The sequence below is a fragment of the Geminicoccaceae bacterium genome (assembly GCA_020638465.1).
Taxonomy (GTDB): domain Bacteria; phylum Pseudomonadota; class Alphaproteobacteria; order Geminicoccales; family Geminicoccaceae; genus JAGREO01.
This window is the reverse complement of sequence record JACKIM010000002.1, coordinates 926,314-944,617: the sequence shown is the minus strand read 5'-3', so window position 1 is coordinate 944,617 and position 18,304 is coordinate 926,314. Positions and strand designations below refer to the sequence as shown.

14 protein-coding genes are annotated in these 18,304 nt (G+C 59.9%); 11 read left to right on the top strand and 3 right to left on the bottom strand.

The window, feature by feature from the left end:
* Positions 1-144 precede the first annotated feature (144 nt).
* The gene (locus tag H6851_14710; protein ID MCB9944857.1) at positions 145-1,476 is read right to left on the bottom strand and encodes a PQQ-binding-like beta-propeller repeat protein; all 1,332 of its coding nucleotides are present in this window, start codon (positions 1,474-1,476) and stop codon (positions 145-147) included.
* Complete coding sequence (locus H6851_14705; GenBank protein MCB9944856.1) at positions 1,473-2,183, bottom strand: tetratricopeptide repeat protein; 711 nt, start codon at positions 2,181-2,183, stop codon at positions 1,473-1,475. The genes H6851_14710 and H6851_14705 overlap by 4 nt, the downstream gene beginning before the upstream one ends.
* Before the next feature lie 168 nt (positions 2,184-2,351).
* Between H6851_14705 and thpR the strand changes: the two genes are divergently transcribed.
* The 3 genes from thpR to H6851_14690 all read left to right on the top strand — a co-directional run bounded on the left by thpR (position 2,352) and on the right by H6851_14690 (position 4,639).
* Entirely contained in the window at positions 2,352-2,909 is a 558-nt protein-coding gene (thpR, locus tag H6851_14700) for an RNA 2',3'-cyclic phosphodiesterase (protein MCB9944855.1), read from the top strand.
* 167 nt (positions 2,910-3,076) lie between these two features.
* The gene (gene rpsD / locus H6851_14695) at positions 3,077-3,691 is read left to right on the top strand and encodes a 30S ribosomal protein S4 (protein ID MCB9944854.1); all 615 of its coding nucleotides are present in this window, start codon (positions 3,077-3,079) and stop codon (positions 3,689-3,691) included.
* Positions 3,692-3,862: 171 nt separating this feature from the next.
* Positions 3,863-4,639 (top strand): DUF3108 domain-containing protein, encoded by a 777-nt coding sequence (locus H6851_14690; protein MCB9944853.1) that lies wholly within the window; start codon positions 3,863-3,865, stop codon positions 4,637-4,639.
* A 70-nt stretch (positions 4,640-4,709) separates the two neighbouring features.
* Here H6851_14690 and H6851_14685 read toward each other — a convergent pair whose 3' ends face one another.
* Positions 4,710-6,965 carry a polysaccharide biosynthesis tyrosine autokinase gene (locus H6851_14685; protein MCB9944852.1) on the bottom strand — a complete coding sequence of 752 codons (2,256 nt, stop codon included), beginning with the start codon at positions 6,963-6,965 and terminating at the stop codon, positions 4,710-4,712.
* 496 nt (positions 6,966-7,461) lie between these two features.
* On the opposite strand from H6851_14685, the gene H6851_14680 reads away from it, so the two are divergent.
* The 8 genes from H6851_14680 (at position 7,462) to H6851_14645 (ending at position 18,281) form a co-directional block, all read left to right on the top strand.
* Positions 7,462-8,865 (top strand): MBOAT family protein, encoded by a 1,404-nt coding sequence (locus H6851_14680; protein MCB9944851.1) that lies wholly within the window; start codon positions 7,462-7,464, stop codon positions 8,863-8,865.
* An 8-nt stretch (positions 8,866-8,873) separates the two neighbouring features.
* The gene (locus tag H6851_14675; protein MCB9944850.1) at positions 8,874-9,833 is read left to right on the top strand and encodes a hypothetical protein; all 960 of its coding nucleotides are present in this window, start codon (positions 8,874-8,876) and stop codon (positions 9,831-9,833) included.
* 1,414 nt (positions 9,834-11,247) lie between these two features.
* Positions 11,248-12,441, top strand: a complete 1,194-nt coding sequence (locus tag H6851_14670) for an exopolysaccharide biosynthesis polyprenyl glycosylphosphotransferase (protein MCB9944849.1) — start codon at positions 11,248-11,250, stop codon at positions 12,439-12,441.
* Positions 12,442-12,483: 42 nt separating this feature from the next.
* Positions 12,484-13,659: a glycosyltransferase gene (locus H6851_14665; GenBank protein MCB9944848.1), complete on the top strand. Its 1,176-nt coding sequence runs from the start codon at positions 12,484-12,486 to the stop codon at positions 13,657-13,659.
* Positions 13,656-14,846 (top strand): glycosyltransferase, encoded by a 1,191-nt coding sequence (locus H6851_14660; protein MCB9944847.1) that lies wholly within the window; start codon positions 13,656-13,658, stop codon positions 14,844-14,846. The genes H6851_14665 and H6851_14660 overlap by 4 nt, the downstream gene beginning before the upstream one ends.
* Entirely contained in the window at positions 14,843-15,922 is a 1,080-nt protein-coding gene (locus H6851_14655) for a glycosyltransferase family 2 protein (GenBank protein ID MCB9944846.1), read from the top strand. The genes H6851_14660 and H6851_14655 overlap by 4 nt, the downstream gene beginning before the upstream one ends.
* A gap of 56 nt (positions 15,923-15,978) precedes the next feature.
* Positions 15,979-16,794, top strand: a complete 816-nt coding sequence (locus H6851_14650) for a hypothetical protein (protein ID MCB9944845.1) — start codon at positions 15,979-15,981, stop codon at positions 16,792-16,794.
* Positions 16,791-18,281, top strand: coding sequence for an oligosaccharide flippase family protein (locus H6851_14645; GenBank protein MCB9944844.1), 1,491 nt, complete (start codon positions 16,791-16,793; stop codon positions 18,279-18,281). The genes H6851_14650 and H6851_14645 overlap by 4 nt, the downstream gene beginning before the upstream one ends.
* The last annotated feature ends 23 nt before the right edge of the window (positions 18,282-18,304 follow it).

Below are 18,304 nucleotides of genomic sequence, written 5' to 3'. Positions count from 1 at the left end.
CGGCGAAGCTTTTCGGCACGCGATCCGGATCGGACAGGTTCCGCTCCCCGCAACAGCGCGGATCCCTAAACCATTTTGCGATGCAAGGATAGGATCGCGGTGGCGGCAATTCTTCCACAATCGCCGATCATCTGCCGGTCGGGATCAGCGATAGGCGAGAAGGTCTCCGTCATCCGTCAGAATGTAGAGCGTGTCGTCAGCCACCACCGGCATGACACTCACGGGTCCGGGAAGGTCGACACGTCCCAATATTTCACCGTTGTAGGGGGAAACGGTAACCGCCTCGGCGGTCGACCCGACGAGAATCAGCCTGTCTCCGGCCAGCACCGGCCCCGCCCAGAAGACACGCCGCGAGACCGGGTCTTCGGGGTCGACCAGCCGTTCGAGCGGGCTCACCCAACGCGCCCGTCCGCCGGAGGCCAGAACGCATACCACCTCGTTGCGATCGGTCAGCACGTAGATGAAATCGCCCGCCACCCATGGCATGTTGCGGGACGTGATGTTCACATTGAACTGGCGCGAACCGGAATTGCGGTCGAAGGACACTAGTTCGCCGCCATTTCCGGCAATGATGACATGATCGCCATTGATCACTGGCGCGCCCGTGATGTCATTGATGGCACTTATGGCGAGCGTGCGCCGGGGGCGCAGCACGGCATCCGACCAGATCTCCTGACCATCGTCGGCGGAAAGCGCGAAGACCTCACCCGATGAATAGGCCGCAACGACGAGATTCCCCTCTGTCGCGGCAGGTGCACCACCCAGTATGGCAGCCTGCTCGAACAGCCCCGCGTGCTGCCAGCGCACGTCTCCGGTCAGGGGATCCATGGCGATGAGCTGGTTGTCGCTGGTGGTGACGAGCAGGAGATCGGGCGTTACGGTAGGCGAAATGCGGATGGGGGCCAGCAGTGCGCGGCGCCAGGTCTCCCTGCCATCCTCGGCACTGAAGGAAATGGCCATGCCGCTACCGGTTCCGACGAAGAGCTGGCCGTTGCCATAGGCGAGGCCGCCGCTTGGCAGCCGGTCGCTGTCTTCGAGGCCCTCGGGCGTCACCCGCCAGATGAGCTTGCCATCCGTGGTATCGAAAGCCGACAACGTGCCCTCGGCGTCCACCGTGAACACCCGCCCCATGGCCACGACAGGTGAACTCATCAGGCGGACGCTGCTGTCCGTCCCGGCACCGATGTCGGCACGCCAGACCTGTTGGACGCCATCCTTGAGCGCCAGATGTTCCATCGCGTGGGTGGCATTGCCGCCCGCCTGCTCCCAGGTGGCGTTTGCCCTGGGTTCGGGCAGGGTGATGTTCAGGCCGGATATCCGCGGGTCGGCGACTATGCGCTCGTCGAGCAGCATGACAGACTGGCGTTTGCCGGGAAGCGGCGGGTCCTCGGCCTGTCCCCACCAGCCCGAACAGCCGGCAACCAGCAATGTCGGCAACAGACACCCGACCAGCACGGCATGGCGACGCCGGATCATGACCCCTGGTCCTCCTTGTCGCTCTGCGCATTGTCATCAGCGGCGGGGATGTCGGGCTTTCCACCGATGGCTTCCAGGAATTCCCCCGAGCGTGCGCGCATCGCTTGCGGCGTGGTGGCATCGGAGACAATGTCGTTCAGCAGCCTGCGGGCAAGATCGGTGTTGCCCGCGCGCAGGGCTGCGGTGGCCTGCAGTTCCCTCGCGCTGTACTGCCAGGGGCGTCCCGCGGCCGCAAGCGGTTCCAGTGCCGCCACCATCTCCTGCGGATCGCTCTCGTCCAACTTCAGGAAAATGACCTGCAGCTTCGCCAGATCCGCGATGATCGGATCATCCGCATGGTCGCTCGCGATATCGTCGAGAGCCTCGATCGCCTCGTCGTCCCTGCCTGCCCTGTGCCGGGCCAGGGCTTCCCGCATGCGTGCAATGGCAGCGACACCTCCCGAATGCGCAGCCGCGATGTCGGCATAGGATCGGGCGGCGTCCTCGAACTTGCCGCCCTGCAATTCGCGTTCAGCGGCGTACATGGTTTCGCCCCGGCTTTGCAGTTCGCTCTCCTTCCATGCGTCCCATCCGACCTTGCCCGCAGTTGCCAGCACGATGACCACGGCCACACCGATGGCGAGCGGTCCGAAGCGCTTCCACAAAAGCGTCAACCGTTCATGCTGCAGCTCTTCGTTGACCTCGCGGATGAACTCGTCTGGCTTCACGTTCGATATCCCGATGGGTAACTCATGATTGAAGTCTTTGGTAGAAAAATCACGCTTGAATGGAAGCGCGGTGCACTTTACGAGAACGCCTACCTATGGGAGAGCAGGGTGTTTGGCAAGGGTGCCGCGGAGATTGCGGCCAGATGCCCGGCGCCGACGGAGCGAGGAATGCCACGCCTTTTTGTTGCACTGGACCTGCCACCGGATACCCGGGAGGAGATCGCCCGCATCTGCCGGGGGCTGCCGGACGTGCACTGGACCGATAGCGACGATCTCCACCTGACCCTGCGCTTCATCGGCGAGGTCGACACCGCGACATTCGTCGAGATAGGGGAGGCTCTCGCATCGATCACGGCACCTCCGTTCGATATCAGTCTGAAGGGGATCGGCTGTTTCCCCAAAAGCGGGCCGCTCCGCCACCTTTGGACCGGTGTCGAGGGCGGCGAGGAACTGGCGCGCCTCAAGCGCCGGGTGGACAGGGCCATCAACGACGTGGGAGTGGAGCCCGAGGCACGCAGGTTCACGCCGCATGTCACCATCGCCCGGTTCCGCCAATCCCCGCCCGAAGGTCGAATGGCCTCGTGGATCGGGCAAAGGAATCTCTTTCAATCGCGACCGTTTCCGGTCAGTTCGTTCAATCTGGTCTCGAGTCATCTCCGCAGCGAGGGGTCGGATCATGTCGTAGAGGCCGAATACGACTTCGTGCGCGGCATCATGACACGATAGGAATGTCCGGCCGGCGCATTTTCTTCAAGGAAGAACGCTCGCCAGCCATGAATAAGCGGACGCACTCGTTGACATGGGCGACATGGCGTATATAAGGCATTTCCGACGCGGCCGGGTTCTTACCCCGGGCCGCTTTTGTTTGTTCGAAATATCGTGATCGAGGCTCGATGACAAAGCGTATCCAGGCGAAGAACAAGATCTGCCGTCGTCTCGGCGTGAATCTCTGGGGCAGGGCGAAGAGCCCGTTGGCCCGTCGTGAATATGGCCCCGGCATGCACGGCCAGAAGCGTCGCAAGGTGTCGGACTATGGCACGCAGCTGCAGGCCAAGCAGAAGCTCAAGGGCTATTACGGCAACATGACGGAAAAGCAGTTCCGCCGGACCTACGAGGAAGCCTCGAAGCTGCGTGGCGATACGGCCGAGAACCTGATCGGTCTGCTGGAGCGCCGTCTGGACATGACCGTTTTCCGCCTCAATCTCGTCCCGACGATCTTCGCCGCCCGCCAGCTCGTCAATCACGGCCACGTGATGGTGAATGGCAAGAGGGTGAACATTCCGAGCTTTCGCCTGCGCGAGGGTGACGAGATCGAGATCCGTGAGCGCTCCCGGGAGATGCCCATGATCATCGAGACCCTGCAGCAACCCGAGCGGGAGGTTCCCGAATATCTCGTGATGGATGCCAAGGCGATGAAAGGGCAGTTTGCGCGCGTGCCGAAGCTCGCTGACGTTCCCTATCCCGTGCAGATGGAACCGAACCTCGTCGTCGAATACTATTCGAGGTAGGCTTCGTTCCCGACATGTGATCATAGCGCCGGGGCAGAGCCTCGCCCGGCGTTCTGGTCGTATCAAAAAAGGCGCATATCCGAATGATATGCGCCTTTTTTGTCGGAACTTTCGATAAAAAATCATGGCGCTGTTATGGCGATTTCAGATGAAAACAGGCAATGATGGCACATGACCGATTTCACACGACGTTCAGCCGCAACGGGGCTCGGCGCTCTCTTGCTGCCCTTCGTCATTGGCGGTCGTTCCGCCGGGGCGGCGGCGGGGTCCAGGCAGGTGCTCGACTATCGCATGCTGGTGGCGAATGTCGAGATTGCCCGCTTCCAGATCGTTTCCAGGGTCTCCGGGAACGAATGGATTGTCCGGCTGTCGATCCGTAATACAGGTGTGGCCAGCTGGCTTGCGGGCAATGCCACAACCTTCATGAGCAGCCGCATTCACGTCGATGGAAGGGGCAGGGCGCAGCCGGTCCGCTTTGAGGCACGTTACGAGAAGCCGGATCGTACCCGCGAAACCACCCTCATCTACGAGGCCAAGGGAAAGTTGTCGGCGGTGGAGGTTCGCAACAACGGGAAAGAACGGACCAGCGATGTGCCCGTCGACCAGCAGCGCGGAACCGTCGACCCGCTGACGGCCTATGCGCGCATCCAGTTGTGGCTGGGAGCTTCGCGATCGGTCGGCGACGAAATCGTCGTTCCGGTGTTCGAAGGGCGCAAGCGTGGTGATCTGCGCGTGCGGTATGCGGCAGGCACGAATCGCGGCGAACGCCTGTTGCTCGCGAGCATTCAGGGGCTATCCGGGTTCGATGACGGTGATGTGCTGGTGTCGATGCCAGGCGAATCCCCGCGGTGGCTTGAGGTCCGCGTTTCGGCCGGCGCGGAGCCCATGGTCCTTTCGGTCGTCGACCCGCATGCACCGGTGCCGACGCTGATCGAACCTGCCGACTGAAAGCACTGCTCCCGAGACCGGGACTGGACAGGTGTGAAGCCCTTCCCGATCGCGGGAACCATGCCTCCTGTCAATGATAGGCCTCGTTGGTATCGTAACCACCGTAGACATAAGAGTCCTTCAGCTGCCCGCTGACATGCGTCATGATGACGCCGATGATGGAACTGCCCGCACTTTCAAGCCGCCTGACGCTTTCCTGCAGGCTGCCCCGGGTAACCGATGTCCACGACACGACAAGAACGCTGGCGTCGGCGAGGCTGCTCAGGATCATCGGGTCGATCACCTTCATGACCGGCGGAGTGTCGATCAGGATGAGATCGTAGTGCTGGCGTGCCGCCTGGATCAGCCGCCGCAACCGGCGCCGTTCGAGAAAGCTGCGCGAGCAGCGCTGCACGGCCTTGGCGGGGATGAAATGCGCCCGGCTGACCCTGTCCCGGATGAGAACGTCCTCCAGTTCCACAAGTCCATCCATGAAGTCGTTCAGGCAGAGGCTGGGACGGATGCCGAGCGTTTGGGCGATCGACGGGCGGCGGAAATCGCAATCGAGAGCGAGGCACCGCAACCCGTCCTCGGCGGCGACCCGGGCCAGGGCGACCGTCAGGCTCGATTTGCCATCCCTGGGCAGGGGCGAGGTGAGCATGACCACCTTGGGCGGCCGGCCACCCGCTTCCGAATGCTGAATGCGAAAGAGAATGCCTCGGATCGTCTCGCACAGCACGCTTCCGGTATCGTTGATGATGCGCTGATGGATCTTCTTGCCAAATCCGAATCGTCCACCAACAACGGGAAGGGCTCCCATTGTCGGAAATCCCGCCAGCATGCTTGTCTCATCGGGTGAGCCAAGACCACCACGTGTCCAGTGCCGAAGGATGATGGCCGCTGCGCCGGTAATCGTTCCGATCACGGCACCGACGATACCGAGGAACAGAACGCCGGGGCTGGACGGACGTTGCGGAATCGCGGCAGTCGACACGACCCGCGCATCGGCCGCGAAGAGATCGATATTGGCGACGGTCTGCTCGTAGCGGTTGCGATAGAGATCGTACAGGGCCTGCGTGCTCTCGACCTCTTCCTTGAGCTGATCCGCGAGCGCACGTCCCTTGGCCGACGTGGCCGCCGCGCCTTCCGCATTGGCAATCTGCTGCTCGAGACTGGCCTCGCGAGCTTTCAGGAGGGCGGACTTGTCGGCGACACCCTGGCGCAGCGAGATGACTTCCTGGCGGATCTCGGCGCGGGTGCTTTCGATTTCATTGCGAAGCGAAACCATCTGGGGATGCAGCGGTCCCAACTCGGAGCTTCGTTCGGCCATCGTCCTTTCAAGTTCAGCTTCCGATGTCCACAAACTACGCAAACGGGGAGTAATAAGCTCGGGATTGAGCAGGCTCAGGCGGCTCTGGGCCAATGCTGCATCGATCTGTTTGAGGTCACGTTCGGCAGCCGAACGTTCGGCTTCGATCCGACGGCGCTCATCGGCTATTCCGGTGAGTTCCTGGCTACGGAAGCTACCACCCGTCCCCTGGACGAGGCTGGTCTCCGATTCAAGCGAGCGAATGGCCTGCCGGCGTTGCTCCAGTTCCGCGCCCAGTTCGTCGACACGGGCCTTCAACTGCGTGCTGGCCTTTTCGTTGGCCCTCATCTTGGCAGACACTTCCTGGTCGATGTAAAGCTTCATCAAGGTATTCACAAGATTGGCGGAAATAACCGGATCCTTGCCAGTATAGCCAAGGGTTATGGCATAGCTCTGCTGTTCACTATTGGCGGACAGGTCCTTTTGGATATTCTCGACGATCTCGGAAATCATGGACTGATCGACGCGCGGATCGGGAGCAAGACCGCTCAGGCTGCGACGCAGCCAGATCGGAAGCCAGTCTGCCTGCCGCATCATTTCGAGGATGGTCGGGTGCAGCGTCGGGTTGTAGCGATCGTCGAATTGCAAGCCGAGTTCGACAACTGCCTTGTCGACCAGTTCGCGTGAGGTAAGAATTCGCGCTTCGCTGCGTCCGCCCCAGGGCTCGACGGTTCGCGAGGACCGTACGGTTGCCAGTTCGGGGATCCCGAGTTCCTGGGTTTCAATGACAAGAAGACCTTCGGCATAATAGGATCGCGGCATCAACATGGCCACGCCCATGCCGAGGAGACAGCCCAGTACCAGCCCGATTATGAGCTTGCCCCAGTTCCTGCGGAGGGCGGCCCAGATATCTCCCGGCTCCATTCCCGATGGGAGCGGGTCGTAGACAGGAACCGCTTCAAGTGCGGGGAGGACTTCGTGCCGCTTCTTTTGAGCCGCAAGATAGTGTGTCCGAGGACTCTGGTCAGGAATAAGCAAACGACGTCCTTTCATAACAGAAGGGAGGCTGATTATCGGAAGATTTTACGGTCGATCGGAACGTCTTCGGCAGTATTTCGAACAGCCACCCTGTGACCGGTCGCCGGCACTCAGATCTCAGGGCCGGATTGCACAGTAAGCAACCGCACATTCCCGGTCGAGTCTATCGCGTCTTTTGGCCGGAAATTCGCCTTGAGAACGGTACAATTATACGTTGCGCAAATTAACCTAGAAGGAGGATGATTAGAAATTGGTCACCTGAGAATTTCAATCTGGAATTTTTGCATCCCATAGGGTGCTCAACTTACGCTCTGATGAACGGCACTCGATACGAGCCGCTAACGTGAATGGCATTCAGATCGTCGTCGGGGTCGAGATGCTCTTTAATTCATTTGTATTCATCGGACTGTTTTTGCCCGTCACACTCATTGTATATCATCTTGCCGTTCGCAGTGGCCATTGGCGTTTGTCCCTGTACTGGCTGATCCTTGCATCATTGATTTTCTACGGTTGGTGGTTTCCTCCCTATCTCATTCTCATCCTGGGGTCGATCATCGCCAATTTCGTGTTCGGCGAATGGCTGCGGCGAACCGGGTCAACCCTTATACTGGTCATCGGCGTCGGCCTCAATCTGGTCCTGATTGGTGTATTCAAATACGCGAACTTCTTCTTGTCGACGGTTGCCAGCATTGTCGACGCGCCGCCGCTTTCGAGTTCGCTCGTGCTCCCTCTGGCGATCTCGTTCTTTACCTTTCAGCAGATCGCCTACCTCGTCGACTGCCAGCGCGGGCAGTGCGATGCGACGGATCCGTTGCACTATGCCTTCTTTGTCACTTTTTTCCCGCAGCTCATCGCGGGGCCCATCGTGCATCACAACGAGATCATTCCACAATTGAGAACGGGCCGGCGTGGCGGTCTTGACGAACATGATCTTGCCGCCGGTTTCGCGTTGTTTGCCATCGGCCTTGTCAAGAAAGTGATGATCGCGGATCAGCTGGCGCTCTATGTCGATCCCGTGTTTGCCGACGCGCAGGGCGGCATCGCTCCGGGGCTTGTCGTCGCCTGGGGAGCTACCGCAGCGTTCACGCTTCAGCTTTATTTCGACTTTTCGGGTTATTCGGATATGGCCATCGGGCTTGCCCGTCTATTTGGCATTCGCCTGCCGGAGAATTTCGACGCTCCGTATCGAGCTTCGAGCATCATCGATTTCTGGCGACGCTGGCACATGACCCTCTCCAGGTTCCTGCGCGACTATCTCTATCGAGCCCTTGGAGGCAACCGGCGGGGACGGCCGCGTCAGGTCGCGGCGATCATTGTCACCATGCTGCTGGGCGGCCTCTGGCATGGAGCCGGATGGACATTCGTCCTTTGGGGCGGCATTCACGGTGTGCTGCTGGCCATCAATCATGTCTGGCGGGCCGTTCGCTACGACTTCACCCGCGGCAGTGTCCGGCCGGGCCCGTTCCGGCTGCTGATCGGCTGGCTTGTCACCTTGCTCTGCGTTCATTTCGCCTGGGTGCTTTTCCGGGCGGAGAGCTTCGCCGCGGCCGGTCGGATCTATGACGGGATGCTTGGCCTGAATGGCACGCAGCTGCCGGAGTACTATCTCCTGATGCTGGGCAGCCTCGGTCCGTTCCTTGCCAACGCAGGTGTCGTATTCGAACCGATCCAGAATTTTCACTTTGACGGGGCAGAGCAGGTGCTTGTGACCGGGATCGCCATGATCGTCGCTATCGCCGGACCGACGAGCACGCAGCTCGTGAGCCGCCTGGAGCGCGGAGAAGGTGTCTTGCGGAGCCTGGGCTGGCCCCAGGGGCTGGTTGCGGGAGCCGCAGTGGCCACGGCGCTGCTCGCGCTCTATGCAGATCCGCCGCAAAAATTCATCTACTTCCAGTTTTGATCTGATCGATGGACGCGCGAAAGTTTCTTCTGGGGCTGGTTGCCGGCCTGATTTCGATCCCGCTGCTCGTCGTCGCGATGATCCTGACGCTTGATGGCCTGGATCGCCTGAAGGCGCCAGCATTCACCAACCGGACCACCCTGGACGAGAAGCTGCGTTTCATCCGCCACCGGCATGGTGCACCTGTAGATTTTCTCATGCTGGGGTCTTCGACCACGTTGTGGGGATTTGACGACATGACACTCCGGCAGGGTCTTCCCGACCGGACTCCGCTCAATGTCGGCGTGCGCGACCTCAAGATCCACCAGGCGGTCCTGCTGGCCCGGTTCTATCTTGGCCTGATGCCGCAGGTCCGTGACGTGGTGATGGTCTCCACACTTCTCGACTTCGAAAGCTGCGATCCGGCTTCGGCCCAACTCCTCGACGTGGAGGATGCGGCGGCCTATGCGCTAGACAGGTCGAGCGAACTGGAAACGCAACTGCGCCACCTCGATCCGGTCGGCGTCGCGCGTTCCGCCCGGAATATCCGGCAGCTTCGCCATGACCCGCCCTCCTCGCCGGATTCGCTGAACTTCGATGAGACGGGCAGCATCCGCCTCGACCTTCCGCGGCAGTCCGTCCCCGACCTCGTGTGGCGTGGCAGCCTGCCGGATTTCAATGCCCGGTGTTACAGGGCCCTTGAAGATCTCGCTCGCACCGTGCGTGGGCATGGGGCCGGCCTGACATTCGTGATCGCTCCCTTGCGACCGGGATATCTGGCCGGACTCGATCCAAACGGCAAGTTGCTCGCGACACATGTCAGGCACCTGGAGGCCAGTGCGAAGCGGGCGGATTTTCGGGTCGTCAATGCGAATGCCGAACTGTCACTAGGAGAAACATCGTTTTTCGACGCCTATCATCTCCGGGCTCCGATCACGTCCAAGCTGACAAAATATGTTATTGATAGTCTCAAAAAGAGAAATTTGTAGAAGGAGAAATGTTGAAGTTTCTAAATTGTTGATTTCTAGATATACGCCCTTGCATCTATCTCTGGGTGAAAAAATTAAATAATGTACTTACATGGGTATTGAGGGGATGCTCATCGGCTTATTTATCTGATGAAAGGAAATAGATCTGACGCCATGAATGCCGTCGTTGAAGGGCCAACCGTCAATCGGTATCGGGTGTCCGTCCGGGCCTGAGATGGATTTCGGGCCGGATGGGGAGTTCACTCCGTGGGTGATCGAGCCGGATGGCCTTGGGAATGTGATTGCCAGTCTGGTTGTCTTGGTGTGGGGGAGATGTTCCTTGTGTCGGGTAAGATGGAACTTGATGCACCCCGCTTTCTCGCGTGTTGCAGAGGGGCAGGCCGCTCCCATGCCGCGTGAGTTTTCCGGCGGTGGCCGATGACGGCAACCCCTTTGGTATGGCCGCAACAGGCGTCCGGGCAGCATCCTGCCGACAGCTGGTACAGGGGAGGTGTGCGCCCGCTGCTGCTGATGTGGCTTGCCGTTCTTCTCAGCGTAACGGTGCTGCAGCGTTTTGCCATTCCCGGAACGGGTGAAATTGTCGGTGTGGGTTTTGCGGGTTGCGTGGCCGTTGCCGGTTGGGCCGTGATCCGGGGCTACCTGCGCATCGACCCGGTGCGGTTCGGTCTTTACGGGATTGCCGTGGCCTGTCTGCTCGTGACCCTGTTCGCCCGGTCGGAACAGTTCTCGTCCCAGTCGCTGTTCATGTTGCTGCTTCTCTACCTGCCATTCATCCTGATGGTGGAAGTCGACCGCACGACCTTCGAGATGATGCTGGAAATATTCCAGCGTGTGATGATCCTTTCCGCCATTGTCGGTATTCTCCAGTTCGGAATCCAGTTCCTGCTCGGTCCGGACGCGATGTTCCCGTTTGACCTTGTCCTTCCCCCCGGACTGTTCATTCAGGGATTCAATCTCCGCATCGGAATTCAGGAAGGCCTGGGACTGCTCAAGAGCAACGGTCTCTGGTTTCTGGAACCCTCGCACTTCTCGCAGATGCTGGCGATCGGCATCATCATCGAGATCTTGCAGGCCCGCAGACCTGCCGTGCTGGCGCTTTTCGCAACGGCCTATATCGTCTCGTTTTCGGGCACCGGTGCGATGCTGCTTTTGGCGATGGTAGCGCCCCTGGCGATCCGGCTTCACTACTGGTGGTTGCTGATCCTGCCGCTGATCCTGCTCCTGTCCCTGCCCTGGCTCCAGGACGTGCCCCCCTTTTCCATGTTTCTCGACCGGCTCGACGAGTTCGGCAATCCGATGTCGAGCGGGTCGATGCGCATGTTCGGGCCCTATTGGCTGGTAAGCGACGTACTCGTCAACAATCCGAGGGCGCTGTTCTTCGGTTTCGGTCCCGGCAGCGTGGAGGCCGTAAGCGATGCACTCGACTATGCCGTTCAGGACTCCTCCTGGCTCAAGCTGCTGGTCGAGTATGGCATCATCGGCAGTGCCGGCTTCTCGATCTTCTATCTTTACGCACTCTTTCGCCATGCGCCGGATCGGTTGCTGGCTTTGGCCTGTCTTTTCCAGTTCATGTTTCTTGGCGGATATCTCAATGCCTTCTACATCCAGTTCCTCCATATGGCCCTCGTCATCTGGCCGAGACTCCGGCAGCCAGCCCTTGCAGGAAGTTTCCCTCGTGTTGCCTAGGTTTTCCTGGCTGCGCCGGCGTGTCGCCGTCCTCCACGATGGAACGGACGGCGAGGGCGAAGAGCTGCGAACATGGTTGCGCAATGATGTCGGCATCTTCACGGCCATCGAGATGATCGGCTTCGATCATGCTGTCGAGAGATTGCGCCAGACCAGCCTTGACGAAATTATTATCGTCGACACCGGCAAATGTCAGGATATCGCAGACCTGCTGCAGGTTCTCGAACTGATGCCCCAGAGGGTCCGCGCATTGCGCAAGCATGGTGACCGGGTTGAGCTGGTTGAGCTGGTTGAGCTGGTCGCCCCAGCGCTCGACTGGAAAGGGCGGCTGTTCAAGCGTTCGCTTGATGTTGTCATCGCCTCGACGCTGCTGGTCTTCGTTGCACCGCTGATGGCACTCACGGCTCTGGCGATCAAGATCGACAGCCGTGGGCCTGTCTTCTTCCGGCAGCCGCGCTACGGCCTTGGTTGCCAGATCTTCGAGTGCTGGAAATTCAGATCGATGTATGTCGACCGGCAGGATGTTGCTGCCCGGGAACTCACCAAGCGCAACGATCCGCGCGTGACACGGGTCGGTGCCTTCATCCGGCGCAGCAGTATCGATGAGCTTCCACAATTGTTCAACGTCCTCAAGGGGGAAATGTCGCTGGTGGGGCCGAGACCGCATCCTGTCCATGCGAAGGCCGGTGAGCGCTACTACGAGGAGGTCGTGACCGATTTCGCCCGACGATACCGTGTTCCGCCGGGACTGACGGGACTGGCGCAGGTCACCGGCCTGCGCGGCAACACGGATACCGAGGAAAAGCTCCTGCGCCGCTTCGAGCACGATCTTGCCTATATCCGTTCATGGTCCATTAGTCTTGATCTGGTAATCCTGTTACGCACACCCTGGGCCAGCCTCAAAGGTGACAATGCCTACTGACCGCAAGCCTGCTCGCAGCAATGCAACTGTGGAGAATCGCGTGTGACCTTTGTCTGGTTCAGTCTCGCTGCCATCTGCCTGGTCATCGCGATGTGGCCGTTTGGTCCCTATCAGCTGTCCCTGGCCCTTGCGCGACGATTGCATCGCTTCACGCCGGTACCTCAGGCGACGGGGCGCGAGCCGGCGAGCTTTGCCGTCTGTCTTTGTGCCTATAACGAGGCAGGTTGCATCGAGGAGAAGATGCAGGATCTGTTTCGATTGCGCGAGGCTTGTGGTGGCGAACTCGACATTCACGTCTATGTCGATGCGGCCGATGATGGGACTGCGGAAATTCTGCGGCCCTACGAGGGCATGATCGACCTGGTGGTTTCGCCCGAACGTCGGGGCAAGACCCATGGCATGGACCTGCTTATCGATCGCGCGCGCGCGGAGATCATCATCTTCACCGACGCCAATGTCCTGGTCGACCACAATGCCGTGAGCGTTCTGCGAAGGTGGTTCACCGATCCGACGATTGGCTGTGTCTGCTCGGATCTGAGCTATGTCAACGCGCAAAGTTCGTCCACGGCGTCGACGGGTGCGGCCTACTGGCGCTTCAACGAGTGGAGCAAGGAACTGGAGACATCGACCGGCTCGGTCATCGGCGCGGATGGTTCGCTGTTTGCCATCCGCCGCTCGCTGCATGCCCCTGTGCCGGGGGGATTGATGGACGACATCTACCGGTCGCTCTGGATCCTTTGCGCCGGTTACCGGGTCGTGCGTGCGCCTGAACTTCGGGCGTATGAACCCCACACGACCATCGCCGGTGATGAATTCCGCCGCAAGGTCCGCATTGCCTGCGAGTGCACCCATGTTCACTTCACTCTTTGGTCCCGATTGAAGAAGCTCGACGCTTGGCACCTCTACAAATATGTGGCGCATCGTCTGCTTCGTTGGCTGTGCGGTTTCTTCCTGCTGGCATCAGCCGTATTTGCTCTGGCTTTCGTGGCTTCGCTCATCGGAATCCTTCCGACGGCCGTGCTGGTTGTGGCGGGAGGGCTCGGCTTTTTCCTGGCTCTTCGCCTGCGGGTGAAGATAGTCGACAAGCTGTGGAATGCCGTGCTGGCCATTGCCGGTGCTTCGATCGGTGTCTTCCGCGCCTTTCGCGGTGAACGGGCGGTCACCTGGGATGTGGCTCCGTCTTCCCGCCCGCCCATGCAGCCCGGACGAACATCGTGACCGTCTCCCCGGTTCCGGCCGCCCCCGTCATCCTGCTCGATCCGGGGGATTTCACGCCAGCTTACGATGCGGCGCTGCAGGCGGCCCTTGAGCGGTCCGGCGAACACGTCATCCATGTCGGCGAGCATGGCTTCGACGAGATGACCTTCGAAGGCGAACGCTGGAATCACTTTTATCCGATCGCCAACAGGTTTGATGGTGGCAGGGTGATAAAGGGCATGGAGCACGCCATTGGCCTGGTGTGGTTGTGCCACAGGCTGAAGAGTGTCTGCCCGTCGGTCATTCACATGCAATGGGCGCCGTTGCCGTTGGTCGACAGGGTACTCCTGCCATTGCTGCGCCATCGGGCACCTCTCGTCATCACTGCCCATGACAGCAATCCGTATAATGGGGATGGGAACCCATTGATGAAAATGGGGTATGGTGGAGTATTGCGGCGGGCGGATGCCGTGATCGTTCATACCGACCAGGCGAGGGCACGCCTGTTGCAGGCGGGTGTCCTGTCCGATCGCCTTTACGTCATCCCCCATGGCCTGCTGCACCCGCCGCGTCATGGTCATGGTCCGAAAGCGGCTCCCGGCGGCGGAAGGCTGAAGTTGCTGCAGCTTGGCAAGATCAAACCCTACAAGGGGGTCGATCTGCTACTTGACGCGCTGGCCTTGCTCACGCCTGAAGAACGGCTGCGGCTCGATGTGCATATTGCCGGCAAGCCCTACATGGACATGGAACCGCTGTTCGAGCGGATCCGGCAACATGGGCTTGACGATTGCGTCACGCTCGAACCGCAGTTCCTGAGCGAAGAGCGCATGGACCAGTTGCTGGCGCATACGCATGCTGCGGTATTTCCCTATCGTGAGATCGACGCCAGTGGTGTGGCAATGTCGGCGGTAAGTCATGGTCTGCCGATCCTCGCATCGTCTGTCGGTGGGTTTGCCGAACTGTTCGGGAATGGTGACGGTGCTGCGCTTGTGCCGGTTGGTGATATTGAAGCCATTGCCTCTATTCTCCGATCATGGATTGCCGAGCCTGCGAGGCTCGCCATGCTCGCGAAGCAGATGGGCCGGCGCCGCGATGCCATCCCGTCATGGGACCAGATCGCAGCGCAGACCACGCATGTCTACGAGCGGGCCAGGCTCCAGTGGTCCGCGTGCCCGGACCCGGGACTTGCAGCCGCGGGCCGCTCATGACTGCACTTCCCGGTGTTTCCATCATCGTCGACAACTTCAACAGCGAGCGGTTCATCGCTGAAGCCATTGACAGCGCGCTTGCCCAGGATCACGACCGTACCGAAGTCATCATTGTCGATGATGGTTCCACCGATGGATCCCGCGGGATCATCGAACGCTATGCCAACAGGGCCACGATCGTCCTGATGCCCGAAAACGGGGGGCAGGTTTCGGCAATCAATGCAGCCTGGCCGAAGGCGCAGTACGAAATCGTCATCTTCCTCGATGGCGACGACGTGCTGATGCCGTTTGCGGCCTCGACCATTGCCAGTTACTGGCAACCCGGACTTTCCAAGATGCAATACTGCCTGCTGAGCATTGATGAGAACCATCGCTCGCTGGGGCATGTCGCTCCCAAATATCCTGAAAATCTCGATACGGAAACGATCCGCCGCGAGATCCTGCGCACGGGCAGTTATCCCTGCCCGCAGGCCTGCGGCAATGCGTATGCGAGGACCTTTCTCGAGGCCTTGGCCCCGATTGGCGGTCTTCGCTGGATGGACATGATCCTGGAGGTCAATGCGCCATTTTATGGCGAAATCTTCACACTTCCCAAAGCACTCGCCTGTTATCGTATCCACGATAACAATGACTCGGCTCAGGTCGACTATGACACGGGAAGATTCGCTCGCTACGCATCCATTTTTGAGGAAAAGCTCGACTATCTCGAGAGTCGGTGCCGATTGTTCGGACTGGAGTTTGACGGGAGAGCAGCACGGAGCCGCGCTCTCTGGTATCTGGAGTTGAAACTGACGGAAGCCAAGCTCGAAGAGCGGCGAGTCTACAGCTACTGGCGCGGATTGTCGCGAGCCGTGCTTGCATTGGGAGCTGTTTTTCGCTCTCCGCACACGCCACGCCAACGTGTCTTTCGAGCTGTCTGGCTGGTGCTTGTAGCTCTTTCACCGCGCATCGTGGCAATCTGGCTCATTCGACTGAGATACATCGTTCCGGAACGCCCGCATTTGATCGAAAAATTTGTAGGAATCAAGCTCGTTTCACTTGCAATGCTCGGATTGATGATGGGAGGAAGCGTTTGAATAAACTCGACTCTCGTACAGTCATTGTCAGCGCTGCGGATTCCGGTTATTTTCCCATGTTGCTGAATTTGTTGACCTCCATTGAATGTTCTCCCGATCTGGCCGATGCTGTGGTCGCCGTGTTCGATCTTGGCCTTTCCGAGCGGGACCGGGCGTTCCTTGTCGGGCGATCGGTACGCCTGCTGCAGCCCCGCGGGCATTTCGGCCTGGATATCGAAGGCGAGAAACCGGTTGTCCCTGCCTTGCTGGTGCGCCCGTTTCTGGAAGACTACCTGCCCGACTTCGATTGCTTCATCTGGATCGACGCGGATGCCTGGGTGCAGGACGCGGACACCGTACGGGCACTGGAAGCCGGGGCCAGGCGTAGCGGACTGTCCCTGGTGCATGAACGTGAGCCGACCTATGGATGGACGCTTGAATTGCGCGGCTGGGTGACCAAGCACTGCCTTCAGGGTTACGGGCTCGTCGATGGCATGAGAATGCTGTCTCGGCCGATGTTGAACGCCGGTGTTTATGCCGTGAGGCGTGGCGCTCCACATGTGGAGTTGTGGCGCGAACAGTTTCGACGGGTGATCGAACGGACCGGGCGCGTGGTGCCGCATGACCAGTTTTCACTCAATGCGGTAGTCTGGCTGGATCGGCCCGAGACCGATATTCTTGAACCGAAGCATAACTGGATCTGCAACCGGTCCCTTCCTTGCTGGGATCCACATCGGCGGTTGTTCTGTACAGCCAGCAAACCCCATCGTCCATTGGGTATCGTCCATCTCGCAGGTCATCTCAAGACCGGGGTCGTCGAGGTGAAAACCGTTGATGGCCGTCGTCGGAATTTGCGTTTGCACGTGGACCCCCTGGGAGCGGCCGTCGAATGAGTGAGCGGACCGATTTCGGCGGCGGCGAGTCGGGCCCGGCACCGAGCGTTGCCCGCAATGCCTTTTGGCGCTTCCTGGAAATTTCCGGTACGGAGCTGATCTCATTCGGGTTCATGGTATTATTCGCGCGAATTCTCGCACCGGATGACTTTGGCGTTGTGGCGATTTCGACCGGAGTCATCGTGATTGCCCAGTCGGTCATTTATCATGGTTTGGCCGAACAGATCATACAGGTCGATATTCTCGATCAGTCGACCTTCTCCAACGCTCTTTTGTTGAACCTGGGACTAGGGCTGATGCTGACCCTGCTGGTGCTGGGTCTCGCCTGGCCACTCGCGGGAGCCACGGGCAAGCCCGAGCTCGGTCCTGTCATGGCGAGCCTGTCACCCGTCCTGCTGTTCATGAGCATAGCCGGGATCTATCAGGCGCGCTTGCGGCGCGAGATGCGTTTTTCCGGACTGACCTGCCGGGCCGTGGTCTCGATCATCGCTGGCGGAAGCGTCGGGCTCGTGCTGGCCATCTCCGGCTTCGGTGTCTGGAGCCTGGTCGGCATGCAGCTGACGCACGCCATCTCCGGATGTGCCATTCTGGTACTTTTCTCCAAATGGAGTCTGCAGCCTGCCGGGTCATGGGATCGGGTACGCGATATGGGGCTCAAGGCCATCCATATCGCTTCGACATGCCTGATCGACACGATCTGCCGTTCGATAACGCCGATCCTGCTGGGCATGTTCCTGTCATCGACCGTCGTTGGCCTCTATTTTATTGCCAATCGGTTGATGAGTTCCCTGTCCATGCTGACATTCATGTCGGTCAATGAGCTCTGTCTGCCCGTTCTGTCGCGGGTACGCCGGGATCGGGCGAGGTTCGACGAAGCGATCTATACGACCATCCGCATTACCACATTGTTCTGTCTGCCGGCATTCGTCGGCCTTGCCCTGATCGCCGACCCGATCGTGATGCTTGTGTTCGGCAATCACTGGAAAGATGCCGTCATGCCATTGCGCTATCTGGGCGTGGCCGGGATTTTTCCGGCATGGATCGCGATTTCGGCCCAGATCCTCATTGCCGCCGGGCGACCGGAGCAGGCGCTGCGGCTCAACCTGACCCTTGCCGCTGCAGCACTGCTGCTGATTCCGGCGGGTGCGATGTTCGGCCTCAACATGGCCGTGGGCGGTATCATTCTCGCCAATGTCCTGGTCCTGCCCCGCGCGTTCGGGTATCTGAAATCGGATGCCCAGCTCGACATGCGCCGGCTGGTTGCAGACCAGTTGCCCATGATGGTCGCTGCCGGTGCCATGGTCGTCGCCGTCCTTTCGGTGGGGACGGGGATCGCCGGCCATAATTCCTGGCTTCGATTGCTTGTCATGCTGCTTGCCGGCGGGTGTTCGTATACACTCGTCGTCTTTATCCTGGCTCCGGGTTTTGCCATGCAGATCGTTCGTCAACTGGGCGCAGCCATCATGCCCACGCGCTTTGCCATCTGAGAAGCTTGCCCGACCGGCGGACG